This is a genomic window from Pseudomonas sp. S3_G06, assembly GCF_054667565.1.
The window spans coordinates 5,617,765-5,639,039 of the sequence record NZ_CP162738.1; the positions used below are offsets into that span (position 1 = coordinate 5,617,765).

General features: G+C 60.6%; 14 protein-coding genes. 5 read left to right on the top strand and 9 right to left on the bottom strand.

Annotated elements, in window-relative coordinates; all coding sequences use genetic code 11:
- The first annotated feature begins 67 nt into the window (after positions 1-67).
- Entirely contained in the window at positions 68-439 is a 372-nt protein-coding gene (locus tag AB4N47_RS25115) for a DUF6124 family protein (RefSeq protein WP_341638084.1), read from the top strand.
- Between the two features lie 129 nt (positions 440-568).
- Here the strand turns inward: AB4N47_RS25115 and AB4N47_RS25120 are convergent, their stop codons facing one another.
- Positions 569-5,455, bottom strand: coding sequence for a hypothetical protein (locus AB4N47_RS25120; protein ID WP_460154367.1), 4,887 nt, complete (start codon positions 5,453-5,455; stop codon positions 569-571).
- 193 nt (positions 5,456-5,648) lie between these two features.
- Positions 5,649-6,317, bottom strand: a complete 669-nt coding sequence (locus AB4N47_RS25125) for a polysaccharide lyase family 7 protein (RefSeq protein WP_460154368.1) — start codon at positions 6,315-6,317, stop codon at positions 5,649-5,651.
- A 312-nt stretch (positions 6,318-6,629) separates the two neighbouring features.
- On the opposite strand from AB4N47_RS25125, the gene AB4N47_RS25130 reads away from it, so the two are divergent.
- Genes AB4N47_RS25130 through AB4N47_RS25140 form a run of 3 tightly spaced genes read left to right on the top strand, consistent with a single transcriptional unit; the run spans position 6,630 to position 9,607 of the window.
- Positions 6,630-8,753, top strand: coding sequence for a putative bifunctional diguanylate cyclase/phosphodiesterase (locus tag AB4N47_RS25130; RefSeq protein ID WP_341638082.1), 2,124 nt, complete (start codon positions 6,630-6,632; stop codon positions 8,751-8,753).
- 44 nt (positions 8,754-8,797) lie between these two features.
- The gene (locus AB4N47_RS25135; protein WP_341638081.1) at positions 8,798-9,292 is read left to right on the top strand and encodes a M48 family metallopeptidase; all 495 of its coding nucleotides are present in this window, start codon (positions 8,798-8,800) and stop codon (positions 9,290-9,292) included.
- An 18-nt stretch (positions 9,293-9,310) separates the two neighbouring features.
- Positions 9,311-9,607 carry a winged helix-turn-helix domain-containing protein gene (locus AB4N47_RS25140; RefSeq protein WP_016772794.1) on the top strand — a complete coding sequence of 99 codons (297 nt, stop codon included), beginning with the start codon at positions 9,311-9,313 and terminating at the stop codon, positions 9,605-9,607.
- A 96-nt stretch (positions 9,608-9,703) separates the two neighbouring features.
- Here the strand turns inward: AB4N47_RS25140 and AB4N47_RS25145 are convergent, their stop codons facing one another.
- The gene (locus AB4N47_RS25145; protein WP_056786498.1) at positions 9,704-10,156 is read right to left on the bottom strand and encodes a GNAT family N-acetyltransferase; all 453 of its coding nucleotides are present in this window, start codon (positions 10,154-10,156) and stop codon (positions 9,704-9,706) included.
- Positions 10,157-10,411: 255 nt separating this feature from the next.
- Here AB4N47_RS25145 and AB4N47_RS25150 point away from each other — a divergent pair, with 255 nt between their 5' ends.
- The gene (locus AB4N47_RS25150) at positions 10,412-11,149 is read left to right on the top strand and encodes a substrate-binding periplasmic protein (protein WP_341638080.1); all 738 of its coding nucleotides are present in this window, start codon (positions 10,412-10,414) and stop codon (positions 11,147-11,149) included.
- 92 nt (positions 11,150-11,241) lie between these two features.
- Here AB4N47_RS25150 and yccS read toward each other — a convergent pair whose 3' ends face one another.
- The 6 genes from yccS to AB4N47_RS25180 form a co-directional block, all read right to left on the bottom strand.
- Positions 11,242-13,416: a YccS family putative transporter gene (gene yccS, locus AB4N47_RS25155; RefSeq protein ID WP_341638079.1), complete on the bottom strand. Its 2,175-nt coding sequence runs from the start codon at positions 13,414-13,416 to the stop codon at positions 11,242-11,244.
- A gap of 218 nt (positions 13,417-13,634) precedes the next feature.
- Positions 13,635-14,813 carry a BaiN/RdsA family NAD(P)/FAD-dependent oxidoreductase gene (locus AB4N47_RS25160; RefSeq protein WP_095181362.1) on the bottom strand — a complete coding sequence of 393 codons (1,179 nt, stop codon included), beginning with the start codon at positions 14,811-14,813 and terminating at the stop codon, positions 13,635-13,637.
- Between the two features lie 153 nt (positions 14,814-14,966).
- Positions 14,967-16,304: an ATP-dependent RNA helicase DbpA gene (dbpA, locus tag AB4N47_RS25165; RefSeq protein ID WP_263979255.1), complete on the bottom strand. Its 1,338-nt coding sequence runs from the start codon at positions 16,302-16,304 to the stop codon at positions 14,967-14,969.
- A 358-nt stretch (positions 16,305-16,662) separates the two neighbouring features.
- A complete protein-coding gene (mdtD, locus tag AB4N47_RS25170) occupies positions 16,663-18,090 on the bottom strand; it encodes a multidrug transporter subunit MdtD (RefSeq protein ID WP_042606617.1) in 1,428 nt (475 codons plus the stop codon).
- 191 nt (positions 18,091-18,281) lie between these two features.
- Entirely contained in the window at positions 18,282-19,619 is a 1,338-nt protein-coding gene (locus AB4N47_RS25175) for a TldD/PmbA family protein (RefSeq protein WP_341638078.1), read from the bottom strand.
- On the bottom strand, positions 19,619-21,061 hold the full coding sequence (locus tag AB4N47_RS25180) for a TldD/PmbA family protein (RefSeq protein WP_130902436.1): 1,443 nt from the start codon (positions 21,059-21,061) through the stop codon (positions 19,619-19,621). Before AB4N47_RS25180 ends, AB4N47_RS25175 begins: the two co-directional genes overlap by 1 nt.
- Positions 21,062-21,275: the final 214 nt, after the last annotated feature.

Genomic DNA, 21,275 nt, shown 5'->3' on the forward strand with positions numbered 1-21,275 from the left:
ACAGCTGCCTCCTTCCATCGCGTCGCAGCGATCAGTGGCAGCTCAATGCATCACTTGGAGTTTCACGATGATCAAACCCACCCCCAATCCGCCTGAAACCGAAACCTCTCCCTACGAATCCCTCGACTCCAGAAAGCTGCACGACGCCGCCGAACGTGCGCTCGATCATTACCTGAAACCGAACGGCACCGGGCAAAAGCCGCGCACCCCCAGTGCGATGTTCCAGATCGTCGGTGATATGGACAACGAGAGCCTGCTGGCCCACGCCTGTGAATCCCTTGCATCGGCGAGCGTCATGACCAGTGACATTGCCGCGCATGTCGAGAGCCCGCAGCGCCATACGATTCTGGCGATTGCGCAGATCATCATGTTGGCGGAGCTGGCGGTGAACCGGGTGCTGGATAACGTCGAAGTGGCACAGTCTGCGGCGCCCAGCTGAGTTTCCCGGACTGGGCCTGCTGGCGATCGCAGTGAGTCAGTCGGCAAACAGGCTCAATATCCTCCGTCATCGCGAGCGGGCGCATTCCCGTAATGAGTGTGCCCGCAGCGATTCGACCCCCGTCACTCGTCAGGTTGCAGAGCCGGATGGCCCCGCTTGCGGCAGATTCTGTGTCAGCCCCAGCCGGTTGACGCGCTCTGCCACCGTTGGAACGGTCATCCTGAATTCGCCTTTGGCGTTGACGTACTTCATCCAGGATTGAGCATGGATATCGTTATCGAGTGCGAACTTGACGGTGGCGTATCGGTTCCGGTTTTCCGATTGCAGAGAAAGCTGGTACCAGTCGCGAAAGTGCTGGTCCGTGATGTTCGTGTATCTACCCTCGGGACCTTTTTGCAGCTTTATAGCCCGGATAGTACCTGGGACGGTCAGCTCGCCTTTTTTTGTCACGAACTTTCTCCACATCAACGGGTGAAGGCGGTGAGTACTGGCGAACGTCTCCGCAGCCTCCCTGGTGGGTTGATTCATGGAAAGCCATATTTGAAAAAGCTCGTCCGTCAGCCTCTCGTATTGTCCGGGCCTGAGCATCGAGTAGCCGAGGGTATTGATTTCTCCGGTGTTTTTTTTCACGAATTTGTTCCAGCTCCGTGCCGGAATGTTGCGCTCGTTGAAAAAGGGTACGGGGTCGAGAGTATGCAAGGGATTTGCGGATTGAGCATTGGCAGTGATTCGTGCATCCCATTCCCTGAGCGCCTTGACGACCCTGCTATCGGCCTTGGGTGCGCCGCCGGGTAGCCGATTCAACGTATCGAGAGCCCAGAGCTGATTGGACATCCTGCGTAGCCGAAAAGAGGTGAGCGCTCCACTCGGTGTCAGCACGGGGGCAACCAACCCATTGGGATCGTAGAGATTGAATGTGTTCTGAATACGGAATACCTGCTCCTCACCTTTTGCACCGGTGCTGCGTACCAGCAAGGTATTGGATGGGGTGCGATAGATGCCCGAACCTTCGGCCAGAGACGAGCCGGCGGGAATACCGCCCGCGACTGCCAGACGGGAGTTTTCCTGGAGAAAGGCTTTCTGGTAGCCCGTCAGGTTCGCCAATGTTGTGCTTTTGGCCGGTCTGATCAGCAACTGCAGCGGTTTGATGCCGATACCTGTGGCGCGAGCAACGCCGGTGAGCTGAGTGGTGGCCGTTGCGACCTCGATCAATGTTCGATTCGCCGCCCCGCGACGGACAATCAGCCCGGCGACGTTTTGTCCCAGGCTACGCAGGGTGCTGACGGTGCTGCGACCCACTCCGCCCAGCCATTTCATCGCGGATGAAGCCATCTGTCCGCTCCAGGGCAAAGCGCCCAGTACCGTGGTCACCACCTCGATTCCAAACATCACTTGGTTGAACCGGGACTGGTCAAGCAGTTCTTCATTGGTCACGCTTTCAGCGTTTGTCCTGGCTAGCAGGTGAAGATAGTTTTGCCGATAAAGCCCGGCAAACACATCGCCTGTACAAGCGACGAGGCGGTGATTGAGCAGGCGGGTTTTGGGCGGTAATCGTGCCTGGAGCCAGGTCTGCCAGGCACCACGCATCAGTCGGGGCAAGTCGGTTTCGCTGGCGAGTTCGCGCAGGTCCATGCCATCAGGCGCGCTCGGGGTATACAGCACTCGCAAGTCGGTGTTGGCTGCGGACAGAATCAACACGCCGTTCACGTTTTGCCCGCCGCGGCCATCCGGAGCATTACCGGTGGGATTGAACACCAGAGCGTTGGCGATGACTGCATGTCCATCGACCAGTGCGCGTTTATCGGGATCTGGCGAAGACAGAACTGCCGACATCCATGCGGCGGCAGTCTTTTGCGAATTGTCGCTGGGTAGCACCGTGCTGTATGCGTCCGGGCCCAAGCGTGCGGACAAGGCTGCGTAGCCAAGTGTTGCTGCCTGAGTCGCGATCCAGGCTTTTTGCAATGCTTGGCCATCAATGTTGGTGGCTTGCGGAGCGAGATATCTATCGAGCACTTCCTGCGCATACCGATGACCGATGTTCAGCTCCTTGACCCATTGTTCAAGGCATTGTTTGTCCAGAGTGACGGCTTTTCCACCAGAGTCACGCACCCAAAGACCCTTCGATGTAGTCAGCGTGGCCTCCAACAGATGTTCTTCACTCCAGGAAAGACTCTTCTGCCAGGGCTGGTTATTTTTCAGCAGCAGATTGGTCAGACTCATGCGTGTGCTCGCGACGCTTTCATGCACCGATGCAAATCCTGATTGCATGCCGGCTCCGACGCGGGTTCGGGTAGTGCGGATCACCAGGGTTTGATCCGGATCGATGCCGTCTGCAGGATAGGCAGCACGGATCTGGCCATCCGGGTTTTTTTCTGCGAGGAAGGCACGAATTTTCAGCAATACCTGTGCCTTGGCATACTCGGCGATAGTCGGCACAAGCGCCTTCCATTGCTGGCTCAGTTGCAGCTGTTTTTCCTCTGCGTCCCGGGCCAGATTCTGCAGCGCCGTACGATCGGCCTGACTGAGGCGCTTTTCCCAGTCCGCCTGCCAGTGATCCAGCAAGAGGCGGTTACGCGCCATGAACGCTCCAGCCATATCCAGCAGTTCGAGCATCTGCGGGCGGGCGTTGCCTTCGCGGTCCGACTCGCTATGGGCCAGACCCATGAGGGTATCGATGTCGGACTGCTGTTTGTCCAGCAGCGTCTGGATGCTGTCGGCAACAAAGTCGTCCTCTATCGGCGCAAAGGTAGAGCGCAGATCACTGCCCCACAGGCCGCTTTTCATGTGCTGCACCGCCAGTGGCAAGCCGGCGGCAAATAATTTCCCGACTTCGTCGCCGGCATTGATGCGCGCTACGAGCCTTTCACGTAATGCCTGCAGATTCGGCAGCTCTTCAAATCCTTGCTGCGGCGTATACAGCACGACAAGGCTGGCGCCGCTGCTGCCACTCAGGCCTTGCGTGCTCAGGCTCTTGTGGCCATAGGGCCAATGCGGCAAGACCGGGCTGGAGCCGTCGTTCGAGGTCAGGACGAAACTGCCGGCCAGACGCGCGCCTTCGGCGCTGGCGGTATTCACTGTCACTCGATAGACACCGGGGCGCGCGCCAGGCTTGAAGTGCGCCTCCCGGCGACCAAGGGTCGGAAAACGCAGGGCGCGGTCGATCAGCAGTCTGGCCTGGGAGCTCAGCGTCTGGTCGGCTGAGCGCAGGCAAGCCTGAACGTTCAGCGCCTGGCGGTGCAGGTCGATCAGTCGCGCCTGTGGGCACGCCAGCTCTGCCGCTAACGGCGTTTGCCAGTAGTCGCGGACTTGCTCGGTCAAACGGGCTTGCAGAGCGTCAGCCAATTGCGTCAGCGAACCGTTTTGCACAATTTGCTCAGCTTCGTCGCAGACGGTGGAGCTACTGAATACGCCCTCGCTCACAGGGTCGGCCTCTGCTTGCGGCCCTGCTTCGCCATCCTCGGCTGGCACCTTGGCATTTTCCCAAAGCAATAAGGTGCGCAAGGCCTCAAGCAAGGGGCGCGATGACTCGAACTGACGAAGCCCGTCTGCGCCGGTGCGATAGCGGGTCACGTACAAAGAGGCTGCTTCGGTATCGGCAGGCAGCTGAGGGAAGGTCTCGTTGAGCAGGGAGGAAAGCGCGTTCTTCAAACAAGGATGTTTCTGCTCTTCAAGTACATCGCCGATTTGCTGATTGAGTGCGTTCCACTGCTGAATCAGGCGCGTCTGCTGTTCAGCGTCGGGCAAAGTGTGGGCGAGAGCGGTGACTTTAGTCGGCTCGGCGCTTACGGGCAGCCGTGCGATCAAGTCAGGACTGCCTTTGAGTGGTAGCGCCAACGCCGTCTGTAAATGCTCGGCCAAGGCGTCGAAGGTGGCAAGAGAACCGCTTAAAGCGTGATCGACTTCGACATCCTGCTGCTGCCGTCGCTTTTTCAGGCAGGTTTTGAATACATCGCCGGTAACCGCGGTGTAGCGCAAACGCTGCCCCTGCTTCATTTCTTCGCTGGCCCGGGTTCGGTTATTGAACGCAACGTTACCGAGCAGCAACGTTTTTTCCGGATCAGCCACCAGACGCCGCCGCAGAAAACTCTCCATGGCGTTGAAGTGCTCGAAGACTTCGACGCCGAATTGCGGGGTGTACAGCACGGTCGGACGAGTCCCATGCAATCGCTCGGTGATGATGAAGCAGCCGCTCAGCAGTGCCGACCATTCGGGCTCGGCACTGTTGTGGAGAGTAATGCTGACCACCTGCGCGGGCGTGGCGGTTCGCGTGGTCTCGTGGAGTACGAGGTTTTCGATCAGTTGCCTGCCTTCGGTCATCACCTGCAGGTGCGTCCGGATGTTGTCGGCCGTCGTTTGCAGCGACTTGTCTCCAGGCTTTTTCTGCAATGCCTGCTCAGCCTGGATAAGTTGTTGCCGGGCATCGTGCAGTTTGAGATCCGCTTCGAGCCTGAACATCACGCGTTGCTTTTGGCTCACGGCCTCAAGGACTGTCAGGGCGCCAGTGGTGGCATGGGGCGAAGACCAGAAAACATCGAGGGCGTGCCAGTACAGCATCGGCGTGTCTTCTTGCAAATCGCGGATCAGGGTATTCACGGCTGCGACTTGCAGCGCAGTGATCTCGTTGTCGCGGCCGGTATCGTACGCATGTGCGTAAAAGCCCACGGCCTTGTCGACCTGGCCGGTTGGCGGCTCTTTCTCAAGAGTCGTAGGTATTTTCCGGCTGACAATCGCTTCGTGAAGGATCTGTGTCAGGTTGCGCGTTCGCGTTAGACGCCGCACTCGCGCAGCGCCATCTGGAGCATCGGGCGAGGGCGTGTCATAGACATATTCGTTGAGAAAAACCGCGTCAGGGTCCGGCGGGTTTTCAGGCACGAGCGCCGCCAGGCCCTTACGCAAATGAGAGGCCATTACCGTAGCGAGAGTCGGCTGCGCATCCAGAAGATGCTCGATGGCGAGGGTGCAGGGCGCCAACTGACGCAGCGCGTCTTCGGCAGAATCGGGAGGGGAAGCGTTCATCACCCAGGTTCCTTCTAGGTTGGTTGCGGTGCAGCCACCACCACTACGGGCGGCGCCGCACACGAATCGATTGTTCGATACGCACTAACCTAAAGACTCCCGGGAATGGACCCGGCATACATAACTACTACATCGCGCCTGTTGCTGTTGCCGCTTGTGTCGGCACGCTTTGCCGGGTCCGCTGCCTGTCGTGTCACTTGTTGTGGTCAATATCCAGCTTCGAAAACATCACCTGTCCACCTTCGCTGGTATACCCGGTGTTGTCCTGCACATACACCCCGGCCTTGAAATACAGCGGCTTGTCGCGCCAGGTCGCGCTGATCTGGGAATCCCACTGATACCCCGCCGCACTCACGCCCAGCGCACCGCCGGGGCTCAAGTGGATGAGGTAGTTGAATTCACGATCGAGCTTGATGCCGGTGGCGAGGGTGATGACGCGGCTTTCGGCGTCGTCCGGACGCATGCGCACTTTGATCACCAGATTGCCGGTCTGGGTTTTTTCCTTGTACTGGTATTCGAGCTTGACCATCGGCCGCTGGCTTTCGTACGCGTGGATCTGGCCGATGACGATCTTGCCCGAGCTCGGCACCTTGTTCACCGCGAGGGTGGCGCGCAGCAGGTTGTCGGCGTCCGGGTAGTACCAGTTGCGCAGAGTGCCGTTGCCGTAGGTTTCGCGCAGTTCGGTACGCGGGTAGATGGCGTTTTCGGTTTTCGAGCCGGTCACCGGGGACCAGAAGAACAGGGTGCCGGTGTCGGAATGGAAGTACTGATCCTTGAAGCCATCCACCAGTTTTGAGGTTTCGACGGTGTACGGCGGGCTGCCAACAGGAACGCTGAGGTTCCAGGTTGCGAGGTCGATCATGACGGTTCTTCCAATCAATTCATCCGGAACGCCGGTGCCAGAAGCTCTAGCCCGCGCGTTTTCGGGCGTCTTTATAAGCGTAGCGGCAATTTTTGTTAATGCCCGCCCGGCGATTACTTGACGTCAAAGTCCTGTCGAAATGCCATCCCGCCCGGTTTTCGGGGGCTGTAGCGGTGACCGTTAGTCGGCTGGGTTGAGCATTGTTTAAATGATGGCGGGATGACAGCTTCTGCTTTCACTGATCCGCGTCTAGAGTGAAGGCTCAGTACGTCTATGGTTTTGCCGGCAACCGGTCCCGATAAGAGAAGCAGCATGGAATGCGCGCAACCCCAGCCAGGTGAAGGCAGCTCGGTCCTTTTGATCGTCGATGATTACCCCGAAAATCTGATCAGCATGCGCGCGTTGCTGCAGCGTCAGGATTGGCACGTGATGACCGCCGCCTCGGGTTTCGAGGCGCTGAACCTTTTGCTCGAACACGACATCGACCTGGTTCTGCTTGATGTGCAGATGCCCGGCATGGACGGTTTCGAGGTCGCGCGACTGATGCGCGGTAGCCAGCGCACGCGGTTGACCCCCATCATCTTCCTCACCGCCAACGAGCAATCCCAGGACGCCGTGATCAAGGGCTATGCCAGCGGCGCGGTGGATTACCTGTTCAAGCCGTTCGATCCGCAAATCCTCAAGCCCAAGGTCCAGGCGCTGCTCGAGCACCAGCGCAATCGTCGTGCCTTGCAACGCCTGAGTCATGACCTGGAAGTGGCGCGCGCCTTCAATGCCTCGGTGCTGGACAACGCCGCCGAAGGCATTCTGGTGTTGAGCGAGGACGGCGTGATCCGCTTCGCCAACCCGGCGATTTCGCGACTGCTCAATGCGCCGGTGAAGGATCTGGAAGGCAAGGAGTTTCTCGATTTCCTGCAGAAGCCACACATTCCCCTGTGGGCCGATTCCGAGTTCTACGCCGGCTACCAACGTGGCGAAACCCTGCGCCTGCATGATGCGTTGCTGCGTACAGCGCCCGGTCAGCAAGTGCCGGTGGCGTTGTCCTGCGCACCGCTGCCCTCGGAGCAGCACGCGATGGTGGTGACGGTGCTGGACATGTCGGTGGTGCGTCACTTGCACCAGCAACTGGAGTTTCAGGCGGTGACCGATCCGCTGACCGGGCTGCTCAACCGGCGCGGGTTCTACCAGACCGTGGAAAACCTGCTGTTGCGCGGCGAACGCAGCGACAGCAGCTGGGTGCTGCTCTACCTCGATCTCGATGGCTTCAAACGGGTCAATGATTCCCTCGGCCATGACGCCGGCGACCGCGTGTTGCGCTGGGTTTCCGAGCAACTGAAGGCGTGCCTGCGGCCGTTCGATATTCTCGCGCGCATGGGCGGCGATGAATTCACCGCGCTGCTGGATCTGGAGTTCCCTGAGCAAGCGGCGAAGATTGCCGAAAAACTCATCGAACGGGTATCGGTCTGTCAGCAGATCGAAGGCCTGGATATCGTTCTTGGCGCCAGTATCGGCATTGCTACTTATCCCGACTGTGGGCGCAATCTCGACGGTTTGCTGCGCGCTTCGGACATTGCCATGTACGAAGCCAAGCGTGCCGGGCGTCAGCAATATCGTTTCTATGATCATGAAATGAACGGCCGCGCACGCTCGCGTCTGATGCTTGAAGACAGTGTGCGCGAGGCCATCGAGAATCGTGATTTCAATCTGGTCTATCAGCCGCAGGTGGCGATCGGCAGCGGACAGATCCGCGGGTTCGAAGCGTTGCTGCGCTGGCAGCATCCGAGCGTCGGCGATGTGCCACCGGGGTTGTTTCTGCCGTTGCTGGAAGAGGCGCGCTTGATCAGTCGCCTCGGCAGCTGGATCTATCACCGTGGCGCCGGGCAGCGCAAAGCCTGGGAAACCTTGTTCGCCGAAGATCTGGTGCTCGGCGTGAGCCTGAGCAACACCCAGTTCGGCCTGCCGAATCTGGTCACTGAGTTGCGTCAAGTCATGGAACGCCATGCGCTGCAACCGCGGCAACTGGAAGTCGAGGTCACCGAAGAAGCGTTGATGCAAAACCCGGACGAAACCCGCAAGCAACTGCGGCTGCTGCGTCATCTCGGGGTGCGCGTGGCGCTGGATGATTTTGGTTCGGGGCCTTGCTCGCTGGCGCATCTGCGCGATCTGGAACTGGACACGCTCAAGCTCGACCGCCACTTGATCGCGCGCCTGCCGGACTCGCCACGCGATGCGGCGCTGGTGCGCATGGTCATCGACCTGTGCAAGCAATACGGCCTGCTGGTGATCGCCGAAGGAGTGGAAACCCTCGAGCAATATCAGTGGCTGCAAGCGCATGGCTGCGAATACGTGCAGGGCTTCCTGGTGGCGCGCCCTCTGGTCGCCGAGGACGCCGTGCGCTTCGCCGAGCCGTTCGACTGGAGCGCGCTGCCTGGCTGAATTCGCTACACTGGCGCACCTTTTTCGAACCGTGCTGCCCGTCCATGACTGTGTTGAAGTACCTCCAGGCCTACCCCGCGCAATTGCAGGATCAGGTGCGCCAACTGATTGCCGAAGGGCGTCTGGGTGAATACCTGAATCAGCGCTATTCAGGGCGACACGACGTGCAGAGCGACAAGGCCTTGTACAGCTACGCGCTGGATCTCAAGCAGCAGTACATGCGCAATGCGCCGGCCATCGACAAAGTGCTGTTCGACAACCGCCTCGACCTGACCCACCGCGCGCTCGGTCTGCACACCACGGTGTCACGAGTGCAGGGCGGCAAGCTCAAGGCCAACAAGGAAATTCGCATCGCCGCGCTGTTCAAGGACGCCGCACCGGATTTTTTGAAGATGATCGTGGTGCACGAGCTGGCGCACTTCAAGGAATCGGATCACAACAAGGCGTTCTATAAACTGTGCGAGCACATGCTGCCGGGGTATCACCAGATCGAGTTCGATCTGCGTGTGTACCTGACGTGGCAGGATATGCAGGCTTGACCAATCAGGAAGGTGTGGATGGACGTCAGCAAGACCAAAAGCAGTTTCTATCGCCGTTTGTACGTGGCTTATCTGATCGATAGCGGCCTGGCGCCGAGTGTGCCGACGCTGACCGAAGTCACCGGCATGCCGCGACGCACGGCGCAGGACACGATTGCCGCGCTGGCCGATCTGGACATCATCTGTGAGTTCGAACAGGAAGAGGGCGCACGCAATCATGCCGGGCGCTATCGGATTCGCGAGTGGGGAGCGATTGATCGCGGCTGGATCGAGCGCAATTTGCGGCAGATAAAAGCGGTGCTTGAATACCCCTGATTTCTGCGCCGACGGTTCTTACGCCTTCGCGAGCAGGCTCGCTCCCACAATGGATATGCATTCCCTGTGGGAGCGAGCCTGCTCGCGAAAGGGCCTTCATGACCGACGCATGCCGATGTGCGGAATGTCATCCTCGAGATATTCCTCGCCGACTGCGACAAACCCGTACTTGCCGTAATACCCCTGCAAGTGTGCCTGCGCCGACAGATAGATCGGTACCTGCGGCCAGTGCTTTTCGGCCTGCTTCAGCGCCTGTTCCATCATCGCGTGGCCCAACCCTTTGCCACGGCCGGCGGGCGCGGTCACCACGCGGCCAATCACCACGTCGCCGCCCTGGGATTCCGGGTCGAGCAGGCGCAGATAAGCCATCAGCTGATCATCCTCCCAGCCCATCAGGTGATGGGTATCGCCCTCCAGATCCTGGCCGTCGAGGTCTGGATAAGCACATTTCTGTTCGACCACGAATACGTCAGAGCGCAGCTTCAACAAGGCGTACAACTGCTCTTTGCCCAAATCGCGATGATGTTTGCAGATCCACTCGATTGTCATTTTTCGATTCCTTGACCATGTCGCCCGATACTAAGCGCAGCAGCGCCGTATGTCTGTATGGCGCAACAGTCTGTGATAAAGGTCAAAATGCCACTATTCCTTTCTCGCGCTGGCTGCGACTTTGTGTAATCTGCTCAAGAGCACTGTCCACTGGCTCCCATGAGCTAATGTTCAATGCTTGGGTTTTGCCGGTAAGGGGCCTTGGGTTTTGACGTGAAACCACGTCGGGCGGTTGCCCGCTGAGGATGTTCAAGCATGCTGCGATTGCTTCAAGCCGTTGCTTTGATCGGACTGCTGGTGCTGGGCCAGGATGCTGCGGCGCAGAAGCTGCGGCTGGCGTTCGATAATTGGCCGCCGTTTACCGACGATGCACTGGTCAACGGTGGACTGGCCACTGACATTGTCAGCACCGCACTGGCTCGCGCCGGTTATGCCAGCGGTTACGAGCAAGTGCCATGGGCGCGCGCATTGCTGGGGATTGGCGAGGGGCGTTACGACGTGCTGGTCAACGCTTGGTACAACGACGAGCGCACGCAGATCGGCCAGTTTTCCGGTGAGTACCTGATCAACCGCATCCGCTTCCTCAAGCGTAAAGACGCACCTATTGAATACAACAGCCTCGAGCAACTGCACACCTATCCGATTGCAGTGGTGCGCGGGTACGCCTATTTCGCACCTTTTGATGCCGACACGGCGATGCAGAAAGTTCCTGTGCACAACTTCGCCATGGGCGTGCGCATGCTCGCGGCGGATCGGGTCAAGCTGACGCTTGAGGATGAGTACGTAGCGAAGTATTACCTGGCGCGGGAATCGGCCAAGGTGCGCAATTCGGTGGAGTTTTTACCCAAGCCGTTGAGTGAGAACAGCCTGCATATTCTGGTCAGCCTGAAGAATCCGCAGCATGAGCAGATCGTCGCCGGGTTTGATCGGGCGATTGCAGCGATGAAGGCTGACGGGACTTATGAGAAGTTATTGCGGCGGCATGGAATGTAGTTGGGAGCTACAAGTTTCGAGCTGCAAGCTTCAAGTTAGAAGCCGGGTTGCGTTCGGCTTGTAGCTTGTAGCTTGCAGCTTGCAGCTTGCAGCTAGACCTCTTTGATCAGATGCGTCGCCAATGTCCGAAGCGGTCCTAACTGCCGGCATATCAGCGCCAATTGCGTCTGCACCAGGCGCTGCCCTTCATCAATCTCGTCCGGCATCTGCTCCAGCTCGGTGGCCAGCGCTTCCTCTTCATCACTCTGAATGGCGATCGGCTGCTTGCTCGCCAGGCCTTGGGCGATTTCGTCGATGCTGCTCGCCAGTTTCGCCCCGGCGCCTTCGATCAGATGCTCACGAACCTCGGCCGGCAGCTGCGTTTCGCGGTGCGCGCCGAGGCCGGACAGGTAGCTGAGCAGAGTGTGCGACAGGACCAGGAAACGGAAGCCGACATCCGCCTCCTTACGGAAATGCCCCGGCTCCATAAGCATGTTCGCCAGTGTCGTCGACAGTGCGGCATCGGCGTTATGGGCGTTGCGTCGGGCGAGTCGATAGGCGAGGTCGTCGCTCTTGCCGGCGGCGTATTGCTGCATGATCTGGCGCAGGTAGATGCTGTTGCAGGTCAGGGTGTTGGCCAGCACTTTGTTCAGGCGTCGGCCTTGCCAGTCCGGCAGGAACAGGAACACCGCCAGCCCGGCAATCAAACTGCCCAGCAAGGTATCGAACAGCCGAGGCAGGAACAGCCCGTAGCCGTCGCCGACCTGATTGAAGCAGAACAGCACCATGATCGTGATCGCCGCCGTCGCCAGGGTGTAGCGGGTGGTGCGGTTGGTAAAGAACACCACGCCGGCAGCGATGGCGAAGCACGATTGCACCACCGGGTTGGGGAACAGATCGAACAGCGCCCAGGCCACCGTCAGGCCAATGGCCGTGCCGATGATCCGCTGGCCGAGCTTGCGCCGGGTGGCGCCGTAGTTCGGCTGGCAGACGAACAGCGTGGTGAGGATGATCCAGTAGCCTTGGGACGGGTGGATCAGGTGCACCATGCCGTAGCCGATGCTCAGTGCCAGCGGCAGGCGCAGGGCATGGCGGAACAGCAGCGAGGTCGGCGTCAGTTGTGTACGCAGGCGAATCCACACGTCCTTGAGATTGCGCGGTGAACGGTCGAGCAGGCTGCTGTCGGTGGCATCCGCCAGGGCATCGGGGTTGCTGGCATCGCTGAGCAAGCGATCGAGGGTGCCGAGGTTGGCCGCCAGTGCGCGTAGCGAGCGCAGCAGGCCGCGCCATGCCGGGTTGCTCTGGATGCGTAAATGTTCGAGGGAGGCATGCAGGTCGTTCAGGGCTTCGGCGAAACTGGCGTCGTAGATGAACGGCTGGCGCATCTGGATTGACTCGGCCAAGGCCCGGCAGGCCTTGCCTTGCTGGCGCAGCAGGCGCTGGCAGCGGAACAGCACGTCGCTGTGGAAGAACGCCTCGGCCAGCGCGTTGTATGGGTAGTGCGAAGAGCTGGCGCGTTCGTGGATGTCCTGAGCGAGGAAATACAGCTTCAGATACCGGCTGACTTTCGAGCCCGGTCGGCCGTTGCCGACACGGTGCAGGATGATTTCCTTGGCCGTGTTCAGTGCGGCGACCACCCGGCCATTCTGCTGCGCCAGTTCGAGGCGGCGGGCTTCGACGTCCATCTGCCGGACCGGCTCGAACAGCGAGGATTTCAGCTTCAGGTACAGGCCCAGTTCACGGAACAGCCGCGCCAGACTTTGCTGCACCGGTTGATTGGAAAACAGCGCCTGCCACAGCACCGAGAGCAGGCCATACCACGCCGCGCCGGCGACCAGCAGCATCGGTTCATGCCAGAAATCGGTAACCGCGCCGCCGCGCTGATCGACGCCGATCATCGTGTACACCGAGAGAATCAGCGTCGCCGAGGCGATCGCACCGTAACGCTCGCCCAGTGCGCCGAGCATGGTCAGGCCGAAACTGGCCAGCGCCAGGGCCACGGCGAAAATGATCGGATAGGGGAAGAGCAATTCCACCGATAGCGCGGCGATGCTGAAACACACCAGCGTCACCGCCAGCGCATTCAGGCGGCCCTGCCAACTGTCGTCGGTCTCGGCCAGGGCGCTGGCGATGATGCCGAGGAACAACGGAATCAGCAGGCCCATTTCATCCTGATACCAGCACAGCGCCATGCTGCCGGTCAGGGCGATGAATACCCGTACGCTGTAGCTGAATTTATCCAGCGCCCACAGGCGCCGCAAAGACTGACGAAACGAGGTCGAGGACATGAAGTGCGAAGGCCTTCCGAGGCGATGCCGCTAAATTGAGCCAGTAATGACGCCGACGCAATGGCGCCGAGCACATCTGACAGCAAAAAGTGTTCCTTGATCGCCCGCCCCCCCCTGTAGGAGCTGCCGAAGGCTGCGATCTTTCGACTTTGATCTGTAAAAACAAGATCAAAAGATCGCAGCCTTCGGCAGCTCCTACACGGGGAGTGTTGTTCCGGTCAGACGAACTGCGCCGCAGCGTAACCAGAGGCCCAGGCCCACTGGAAATTGAAGCCGCCCAGGTGCCCGGTGACGTCGAGCACTTCACCAATGAAGTACAGGCCGGGGCTTTTCAGCGACTCCATGGTCTTCGACGACACCTCGCGGGTGTCGACGCCGCCCAGGGTCACTTCAGCCGTGCGATAGCCTTCAGTCCCCGCCGGCACAACCTTCCAGCTGCCGAGTTTCTCGGCAATCTCCGCCAGTTCAGCGTGGGTGTACTGCTTCATCGGTTTGGAAACGAACCAGTTGTCCGCCAGCAGATTGGCCATCTTCTTGGTGAAGATCTCGCCAAGCAAAGTCTTCAGCTCGCTGTTCGGACGCTCGGCGACTTGCTGTTGCAACCAGCTCGCCGCGTCGTGATCCGGCAGCAGGTTGATTTCCACCGTGTCGCCGGGTTCCCAGAACGAGGAAATCTGCAGAATCGCCGGGCCGCTGAGGCCACGGTGAGTGAACAGAATGTTCTCGCGAAAGCTCTGGTCATTGCAGCTGACCAGACAATCCACCGAGGTGCCGGACAGCTCTGTGCACAACTCTTTGAGCTGGTCGGTAATGGTGAACGGCACCAGACCGGCGCGGGTCGGCAGCAGCTCATGGCCGAACTGTTTGGCGACCTGATAACCGAAACCGGTAGCGCCGAGAGTCGGGATCGACAGGCCTCCGGTAGCGATCACCAGCGACTGGCACTGGACCTGGCCGAGGGTGGTGTCGAGCAGGTAACCACTGTCGGTTTTTTCGATGGTCTGGATCGAGGTGTCCAGGTGCAGCTCGACGCCGGCCTGATCGCATTCATCAAGGAGCATGCCGAGGATGTCGCTGGATTTGTTATCGCAGAACAGCTGGCCGAGTTTCTTCTCGTGGTACGGCACGCCATGTTTGCCGACCAGACCGATGAAATCCCACTGGGTGTAACGCGCCAGCGCCGATTTGCAGAAATGCGGGTTCTGCGAAAGGAAATTGCTCGGTTCGGTGTACATGTTGGTGAAATTGCAGCGGCCACCGCCGGACATGAGGATTTTCTTGCCGGCCTTGTTCGCGTGGTCGAGCAGCAACACCTGACGCCCGCGCCCGGCGGCGGTCAGGGCACACATCAAGCCGGCGGCGCCAGCGCCAATGATCACGACTTCGGTAGAGCGCAAAACGGTGTCCTCTTGGTGGGTCGCTACAAAACAAACTGTGGGAGCGAGCCTGCTCGCGAAAGCGTTGTGTCATTCAACAATGATGTCGACTGACAGTTTGCATTCGCGAGCAGGCTCGCTCCCACAGGGGATCTCCTATGGATGGAAGATCGCTTACAGAATACGTACGCGCAACGAGCGGCCCTTGATCTTGCCGTCGTTCAGGCGCTGCAAGGCCTGCATGGCCACGGTGCGTTCAACGGCGACGTAGGCCTGGAAATCGAAGATCGCGATCTTGCCGACCTGCGCACCGGGAATGCCCGCTTCGCCGGTCAGTGCGCCAAGAATGTCGCCCGGGCGCACTTTGTCTTTGCGGCCAGCGCCGATGCACAGAGTGGTCATCGGTGGTTGCAGCGGCGCCAGGCCCTGGGACTTGAGGTTGTCGATCTGATCCCAGTTCAGCGGCGCTTTCTGCAGTTGTTCGATGGCTTGCGCACGATGAGCTTCGGACGGCGCGACCAGGCTGATGGCGATGCCTTTTTCGCCCGCGCGACCGGTACGGCCGACGCGGTGGATGTGGATTTCCGAATCGCGCGCCAGCTCGACGTTGATCACCATGTCCAGCGCATCGATATCCAGACCACGGGCCGCGACGTCGGTGGCAACCAGCACCGAGGTGCTGCGGTTGGCAAACATCGCCAGCACCTGATCGCGTTCACGCTGTTCCAGATCGCCGTGCAGGCCAACAGCGGAAATGCCTTTGGCGGTCAGGTGATCGACGGTTTCCTGCACTTGCTGCTTGGTGAAGCAGAACGCCACGCAGGACGCCGGACGGAAGTGGTGCAGGACTTTGGTCACCGCGCTCATGCGCTCTTCCGGGGAAATCTCGTAGAAGCGCTGCTCGATCTGCGTGTCGTCGTGGAAGGCTTCAGCCTTGACGGTCTGCGGATCGCGCATGAATTTCGAGGCCAGTTGCTTGATGCCCACCGGGTAGGTCGCGGAGAACAGCAGAGTCTGCCGGCGCTCGGGGGTCTTGATGATGATGTCTTCGATGGCGTCGTAGAAGCCCATGTCGAGCATGCGGTCGGCTTCGTCGAGGATCAGCGTGTTCAGGCCGTCGAGCACCAGCGAACCCTTGCGCAGGTGCTGCTGAATGCGCCCCGGAGTGCCGACGATGATGTGCGCGCCGTGCTCCAGCGAAGCGATCTGCGGGCCGAACGACACGCCACCGCACAGGGTGAGGACCTTGATGTTGTCTTCAGCGCGGGCCAGACGACGGACTTCCTTGGCCACCTGGTCGGCCAGTTCGCGGGTCGGGCAGATCACCAGCGCCTGGCACCCGAAGTAGCGCGGGTTGATCGGGTTGAGCAGGCCGATGCCGAACGCGGCGGTCTTGCCGCTGCCGGTCTTGGCCTGGGCGATCAGGTCCATCCCCTTGAGGATCACCGGCAAGCTCTGCGCCTGGATCGGCGTCATCTGGGCATAACCGAGTGATTCGAGGTTAGCCAGCATGGCGGCGGACAGCGGCAGAGTATTAAAAGCGGTGGCGATGGTGGTCACGGGACTGGCCTGCAAAACAAAATGTCGCGCAGTGTAGCAGCCCCTTGCCAGTTTCCTCGACAGTTCTGGACGAACAGCGATTGAACCCGAGGCAGGGATTACCTGTGGCGAGGGGATTTCTGTGGCGAGGGGATTTATCTGTGGCGAGGGGATTTATCCCCGATGGGGTGCGCAGCACCCCCCAATACCTGCCACCTCAATTCATCCGGCTGACCGCATCCAAGCTTTTTGGGGCTGCTGCGCAACCCAGCGGGGATAAATCCCCTCGCCACGGAAGTCCTTCAGCAGCCACAGATGTCCTCCAGCACAATCAGTGTTCGATGTGCTCCTGCGGCCGTTTCGCGCGGCGGCCGTCTTCCTTGGACAGTTGCGAGAAGATCGTCGCCGCCAGCATCGCCATCACGCCGACCGTGACGAAGGTCAGCTGGAACGCGCCGAGCACGGTTTCCACGCCATCGTTGCCGACCTTCGCAGTGAAGCCGCCGAGCAGCGCGCCGGCGCAAGCCACGCCGAGGCTCAGCGACAACTGCGCGACCACCGACAGCAGACTGTTGCCGCTGCTGGCGCTGGCATCGTCGAGGTCGATCAGCGTCACCGTATTCATCGCGGTGAATTGCAGCGAGTTGATCGCACCTAGCACGGCTAGCAGGCACAGCAGCAGCCAGTACGGCGTCTGCTCGCTGACCAGGCCCATGCTCGCCAGCATGATCCCCAGCGCCAGCGTGTTGCCGGTGAGCACGATGCGATAGCCGAGGCGTTCGATCAGCGGCCGCGCGACCCACTTGGCGATCATCGCCGCAGCGGCCAGTGGCAACATGCTCATCCCCGCTTGCGACGGCGAGTAACCCAACGCCACTTGCAGCAGTAGCGGCACCAGAAACGGCAAAGCGCCGCTGCCCAGTCGAGCGAACAGGTTGCCGAGAATGCCCACGGCGAACGTGCGGGTCTTGAACAGCGAAGGCGCAAACAGCGGATTCTCGATATGCCCGGCGCGCAGCCAGTACGCCGCCAGACAGGCCATGCCGGCGAACAGCAGCAGCATCACCCGCAGGTGCGGCAGGTGCAGTTCGCCAAGGCCTTCCATGGCGATGGTGATGAGGATCATCGCCGCGCCGAACAACAGAAACCCGAGGCTATCGAAGCGCGTGCGCTCCGTGCCGCGCAGGTCGGGAATGAACTTCCACACCGCATAACAGCCGATCACCCCGACCGGCAGATTGATCAGGAAGATCCAGTGCCACGTCACGTATTCCACCATCCAGCCGCCCATGGTCGGGCCGATCAGCGGGCCGAGCAGGCCGGGAATGGTGATGAAACCCATGATCCGCACCAGTTCCGAGCGCGGGTAGGCACGCAGCACCACCAGTCGCCCGACCGGCAACATCAGCGCACCGCCGAGGCCCTGAATCACCCGCGCACCGATGAGCATGCTCAGGCTGCTGGATAACGCGCACAGCAACGAGCCGAAACTGAACAGCAGAATGGCGCCGAAGAAGATTTTCTTGGTGCCGAAGCGGTCGGCGATCCATCCGGAGGCCGGGATCAGCAGGGCCACGGTGAGCATGTAGGCGATGATCACGCCCTGCATGCGCAACGGGTCTTCGGCCAGATCGCTGGCCATGGCCGGCAGCGCGGTGTTGAGGATGGTCCCGTCGAGGGACTGCATGAAGAACGCGATGGCAACGACCCACGGCAACCAGCGGGCGGTGATGGCGTCGAGAGGCGGGCGGTTGGGCATGGAACCTCTTGTGGGTGGTTAATCCAGATTTTTGTTCAAACATGAAACCCTGTGGCGAGGGGATTTATCCCCGCTGGGTCGCGCAGCGGCCCCAAAAAAAGCGGGACTGCTGCGCAGTCCATCGGGGATAAATCCCCTCGCCACAGTTTCTATTCCTACAGTTGATCCCCTGTGTGCCGGGGAGCTTTGTTTTACAGCGTTAGGGTCAACCGGCTGACCAGCGCCCCCGGTAGCAGCGATGACGAGGTATTGCGCTGGCTGTAGGTACTCGCCGAGAGCAGCAGCTCACGCTCGGTCGTCAGTGCCTCCAACTGCGAACCGAGCAGGTTGTAGGCGCTGTCGTCGAAGCGCATGGTGCTGACCGGCGCCTGGATCTCGCCGTTCTCGACCCAGAAGGTCGCGAAGCGGGTCATGCCGGTCATGCGCGCCGCCGGTTGATCCGAGTAGTTCAGGTACCACAGGTTGCTGATGTACAGCCCGGTGCCCAACTGCTTGAGGATCTCTGCTTGCGACAGATCACCGGCGGCCATGTTCAATGCACTGGGCATCTCGCCACCGCCCGCACCGTTCGCCGCCAGACCGTATTCCGCCGCGCTGCGCGAACCGACCAGCTGCTCACCGGCCCGGCCTTCGATGATCAGACGCAGATCGCTGCGCGGATATCCCTCGGCGGAAAACGCCGGGCTCAGGGATTCGCTGACTTTCTCATCCAGCGACACCAGCGGACTGAACGCCTGATCGCCGACGTAGAGTTTCTGCAACGGACTGCTCTTGCTGGCGATCGACTGGGCCGAGAACCCGCCCCAACTGAGCATGCCCATGATTTCTTCCAGCGCTGCCGGTGCCAGATAGGCGCGGTACTGTCCCGGTGCCAAAGTGCGTAACGGTCGGCCGAGAAACTCCAGCTGTTCGCGGGCCTGGGCGAAACGCCGGGCGAAGCCCTCGTCGCTCCAGTCATGCCCGGCGTAGCTGGCCTTCACCGCTTCGCCGTTTTCATGGAACAGGCTGAAGTCGAAGTTGAAACTGTTGGCTTCATGCCAGCCGAACGCGCCGGCGGAGCTGGCGAAACCGCGGCTGATCGGGCCGGCAGCATAGAAACCGACCAGATCGAGACCTTCAGCGGCAGCGCAGATTTGCCCGACGACATCTTCGGTGTCCGGCAGCGGATGCGCTTGTACGTGCGTGCTCTGCCAGCTGTTGTGATTGAGCAGCAGGTACGGATCCTGCGGCAGCAGCGGCAGGGTTTCGCGCAGTTGCTGCAAGCCTTCGGCGAGGCGTTGCAGATCGGCTTCCTGATCCCCGGACAAGGTGATCTGCAGGTCGGCGTGGCGACCGTCGTCGATCAGTTTCAGGCCGACGTTGGCCTGTTGCACTTGCCCGGCCTGGCGCACCTTGGCGTGATTGAAGCGCACGAACGCCGAGGCTTCGGCGGCGTAGCTGAGCGTGAACTGTTCCGGCTCGCGCACGCTGTCGCGCAGCCAGTTGACCATGACCTTGAAGGCGTCGGACTGACGCTTCGAAATGCTCATCAGGCGTCTCCCCCAAACACATCAATGTTGCTGAATACGCAGGCCGGCGAAGCGTGGCCGACGCGAATCACCTGGTTCGGTTCGCCCTTGCCGCAGTTCGGCGTGCCCAGCACCTTGACGGTGTTGGCATCGCCGACGGCGCGCAGGCTCTTCCAGAAGTGCGCGGAAATGGCCCGGTAGTTGGGATTTTTCACCACGCCTTTAAGTTCACCATGCTCGATCAACTGGCCCCATTCGCAGCCGAACTGGAATTTGTTGCGCGCATCGTCGATCGACCACGAGCGGTTGGTGCTCATCAGGATGCCGTGCTCGATACCACCGATCATCTGCTCCAGCGTCTGATCGCCCGGCTCGATGTTGAGGTTGGCCATGCGGTCGATCGGTGGCCGGTTCCAGCCGCAGGCGCGGCTGTTGGCAACGCCATCGAGGCCGGCGCGATATTGCGACAGCGCCCCGCCCAATGGCCGCAGCAACAGGCCGTCGCGGATCAGGAATTGTTTGCTCGCCGCAGTGCCGTCGTCGTCATGGCCGTAGCTGGCGAGTTCTTCCGGGATGCCCGGGTCGAAGGTTACGTTGAGCAGGTTGGAGCCGTATTGCAGGCTGCCGAAATCGCTGGTCTTGACGAAACTGGTGCCGGCGTAATTGCGCTCATCGCCGAGGATACGGTCGAGCTCCAGCGGGTGACCGATGGATTCATGGATCTGCAGCATCATCTGATCAGGCATCAGCAGCAGGTCGCGCGGGCCTTGCGGGGTGTTCGGTGAGAGCAGCAGTTGCAGGGCCTGTTCGGCGACTTGCGGACCGGCACCGACCAGGCCGCAGCGGCTGATGACGTCGGCGCCACCCTGTTGGCCGAAGTTCTCGCGGCCGAGGCTGCGGGTCTGGCTGTCGTTGCCGTCGTAGGCGGTGACGTCGAGGCTCGGATAGACGAAGCGCTGGGCCTGGCGTAATTCAGCGCCGGCGCTGCTCAGGTAGATCTGCTCGACGTTAGTGATGCCGATGCTCACCTGCCAATTGACCAGGCGCTCATCCTTGGGCACCGAGGCGGATTCCGCACCGAGCAGATCGAAGCATTCGCTCAGGGACGGGAAGGGCTGTTCGAGGTTGGGTGAAAAATAATCCGCGCGGTCACTGGACAGCGTCTGCTCGCGCAGATCGAGCAAGGCGTGCGGCTTGAGCCGGCGGGCCTGTTGTTCGGCGCGCTCGAGGGCGGCTTGCAGGCCTTGTTGCGAGAGGTCATTGGTCGCCGCATAGGCTTCGACGCCATTCACGCGCACGGTGAGCATCGCCCCTTCATCGCGGCTCAGGCTCGGCGGTTCGGCGACGTTCTTGCGCACCGACAGAAACTGTCCGGACTCGCGCACATACCGCAGGGAAAAAAATTCAGCGCCCGTGCGCAAGGCAGCAAAGCGCTGCTTGAGCTGGGGGTGGAAATCGAACATTCGGGAACCTCCTTGTAATGGAGTAGCGGCATGGCGACAGCGGGGAGGGGTGAAACGGTTGCGCGAGGTCTAGAGTAGGCCTGCGTGGGGGTAGGATCAAGTGAAGAGGGGGGTAGGAGGATTTACTGTGCCCGATAGCAGATCGTTCCCACGCTCTGCGTGGGAATGCCGCCATGGACGCTCTGCGTCCGCTTTGGGACGCGGAGCGTCCCGG

Bases quoted from the DNA above. Each gene is read 5' to 3' on its own strand.
- AB4N47_RS25115 (WP_341638084.1), top strand. From the start codon at position 68: ATGATCAAACCCACCCCCAATCCGCCTGAAACCGAAACCTCTCCCTAC.
- AB4N47_RS25120 (WP_460154367.1), bottom strand. From the start codon at position 5,455: ATGAACGCTTCCCCTCCCGATTCTGCCGAAGACGCGCTGCGTCAGTTG.
- AB4N47_RS25125 (WP_460154368.1), bottom strand. From the start codon at position 6,317: ATGATCGACCTCGCAACCTGGAACCTCAGCGTTCCTGTTGGCAGCCCG.
- AB4N47_RS25130 (WP_341638082.1), top strand. From the start codon at position 6,630: ATGGAATGCGCGCAACCCCAGCCAGGTGAAGGCAGCTCGGTCCTTTTG.
- AB4N47_RS25135 (WP_341638081.1), top strand. From the start codon at position 8,798: ATGACTGTGTTGAAGTACCTCCAGGCCTACCCCGCGCAATTGCAGGAT.
- AB4N47_RS25140 (WP_016772794.1), top strand. From the start codon at position 9,311: ATGGACGTCAGCAAGACCAAAAGCAGTTTCTATCGCCGTTTGTACGTG.
- AB4N47_RS25145 (WP_056786498.1), bottom strand. From the start codon at position 10,156: ATGACAATCGAGTGGATCTGCAAACATCATCGCGATTTGGGCAAAGAG.
- AB4N47_RS25150 (WP_341638080.1), top strand. From the start codon at position 10,412: ATGCTGCGATTGCTTCAAGCCGTTGCTTTGATCGGACTGCTGGTGCTG.
- yccS (WP_341638079.1), bottom strand. From the start codon at position 13,416: ATGTCCTCGACCTCGTTTCGTCAGTCTTTGCGGCGCCTGTGGGCGCTG.
- dbpA (WP_263979255.1), bottom strand. From the start codon at position 16,304: ATGCTGGCTAACCTCGAATCACTCGGTTATGCCCAGATGACGCCGATC.
- mdtD (WP_042606617.1), bottom strand. From the start codon at position 18,090: ATGCCCAACCGCCCGCCTCTCGACGCCATCACCGCCCGCTGGTTGCCG.
- AB4N47_RS25175 (WP_341638078.1), bottom strand. From the start codon at position 19,619: ATGAGCATTTCGAAGCGTCAGTCCGACGCCTTCAAGGTCATGGTCAAC.
- AB4N47_RS25180 (WP_130902436.1), bottom strand. From the start codon at position 21,061: ATGTTCGATTTCCACCCCCAGCTCAAGCAGCGCTTTGCTGCCTTGCGC.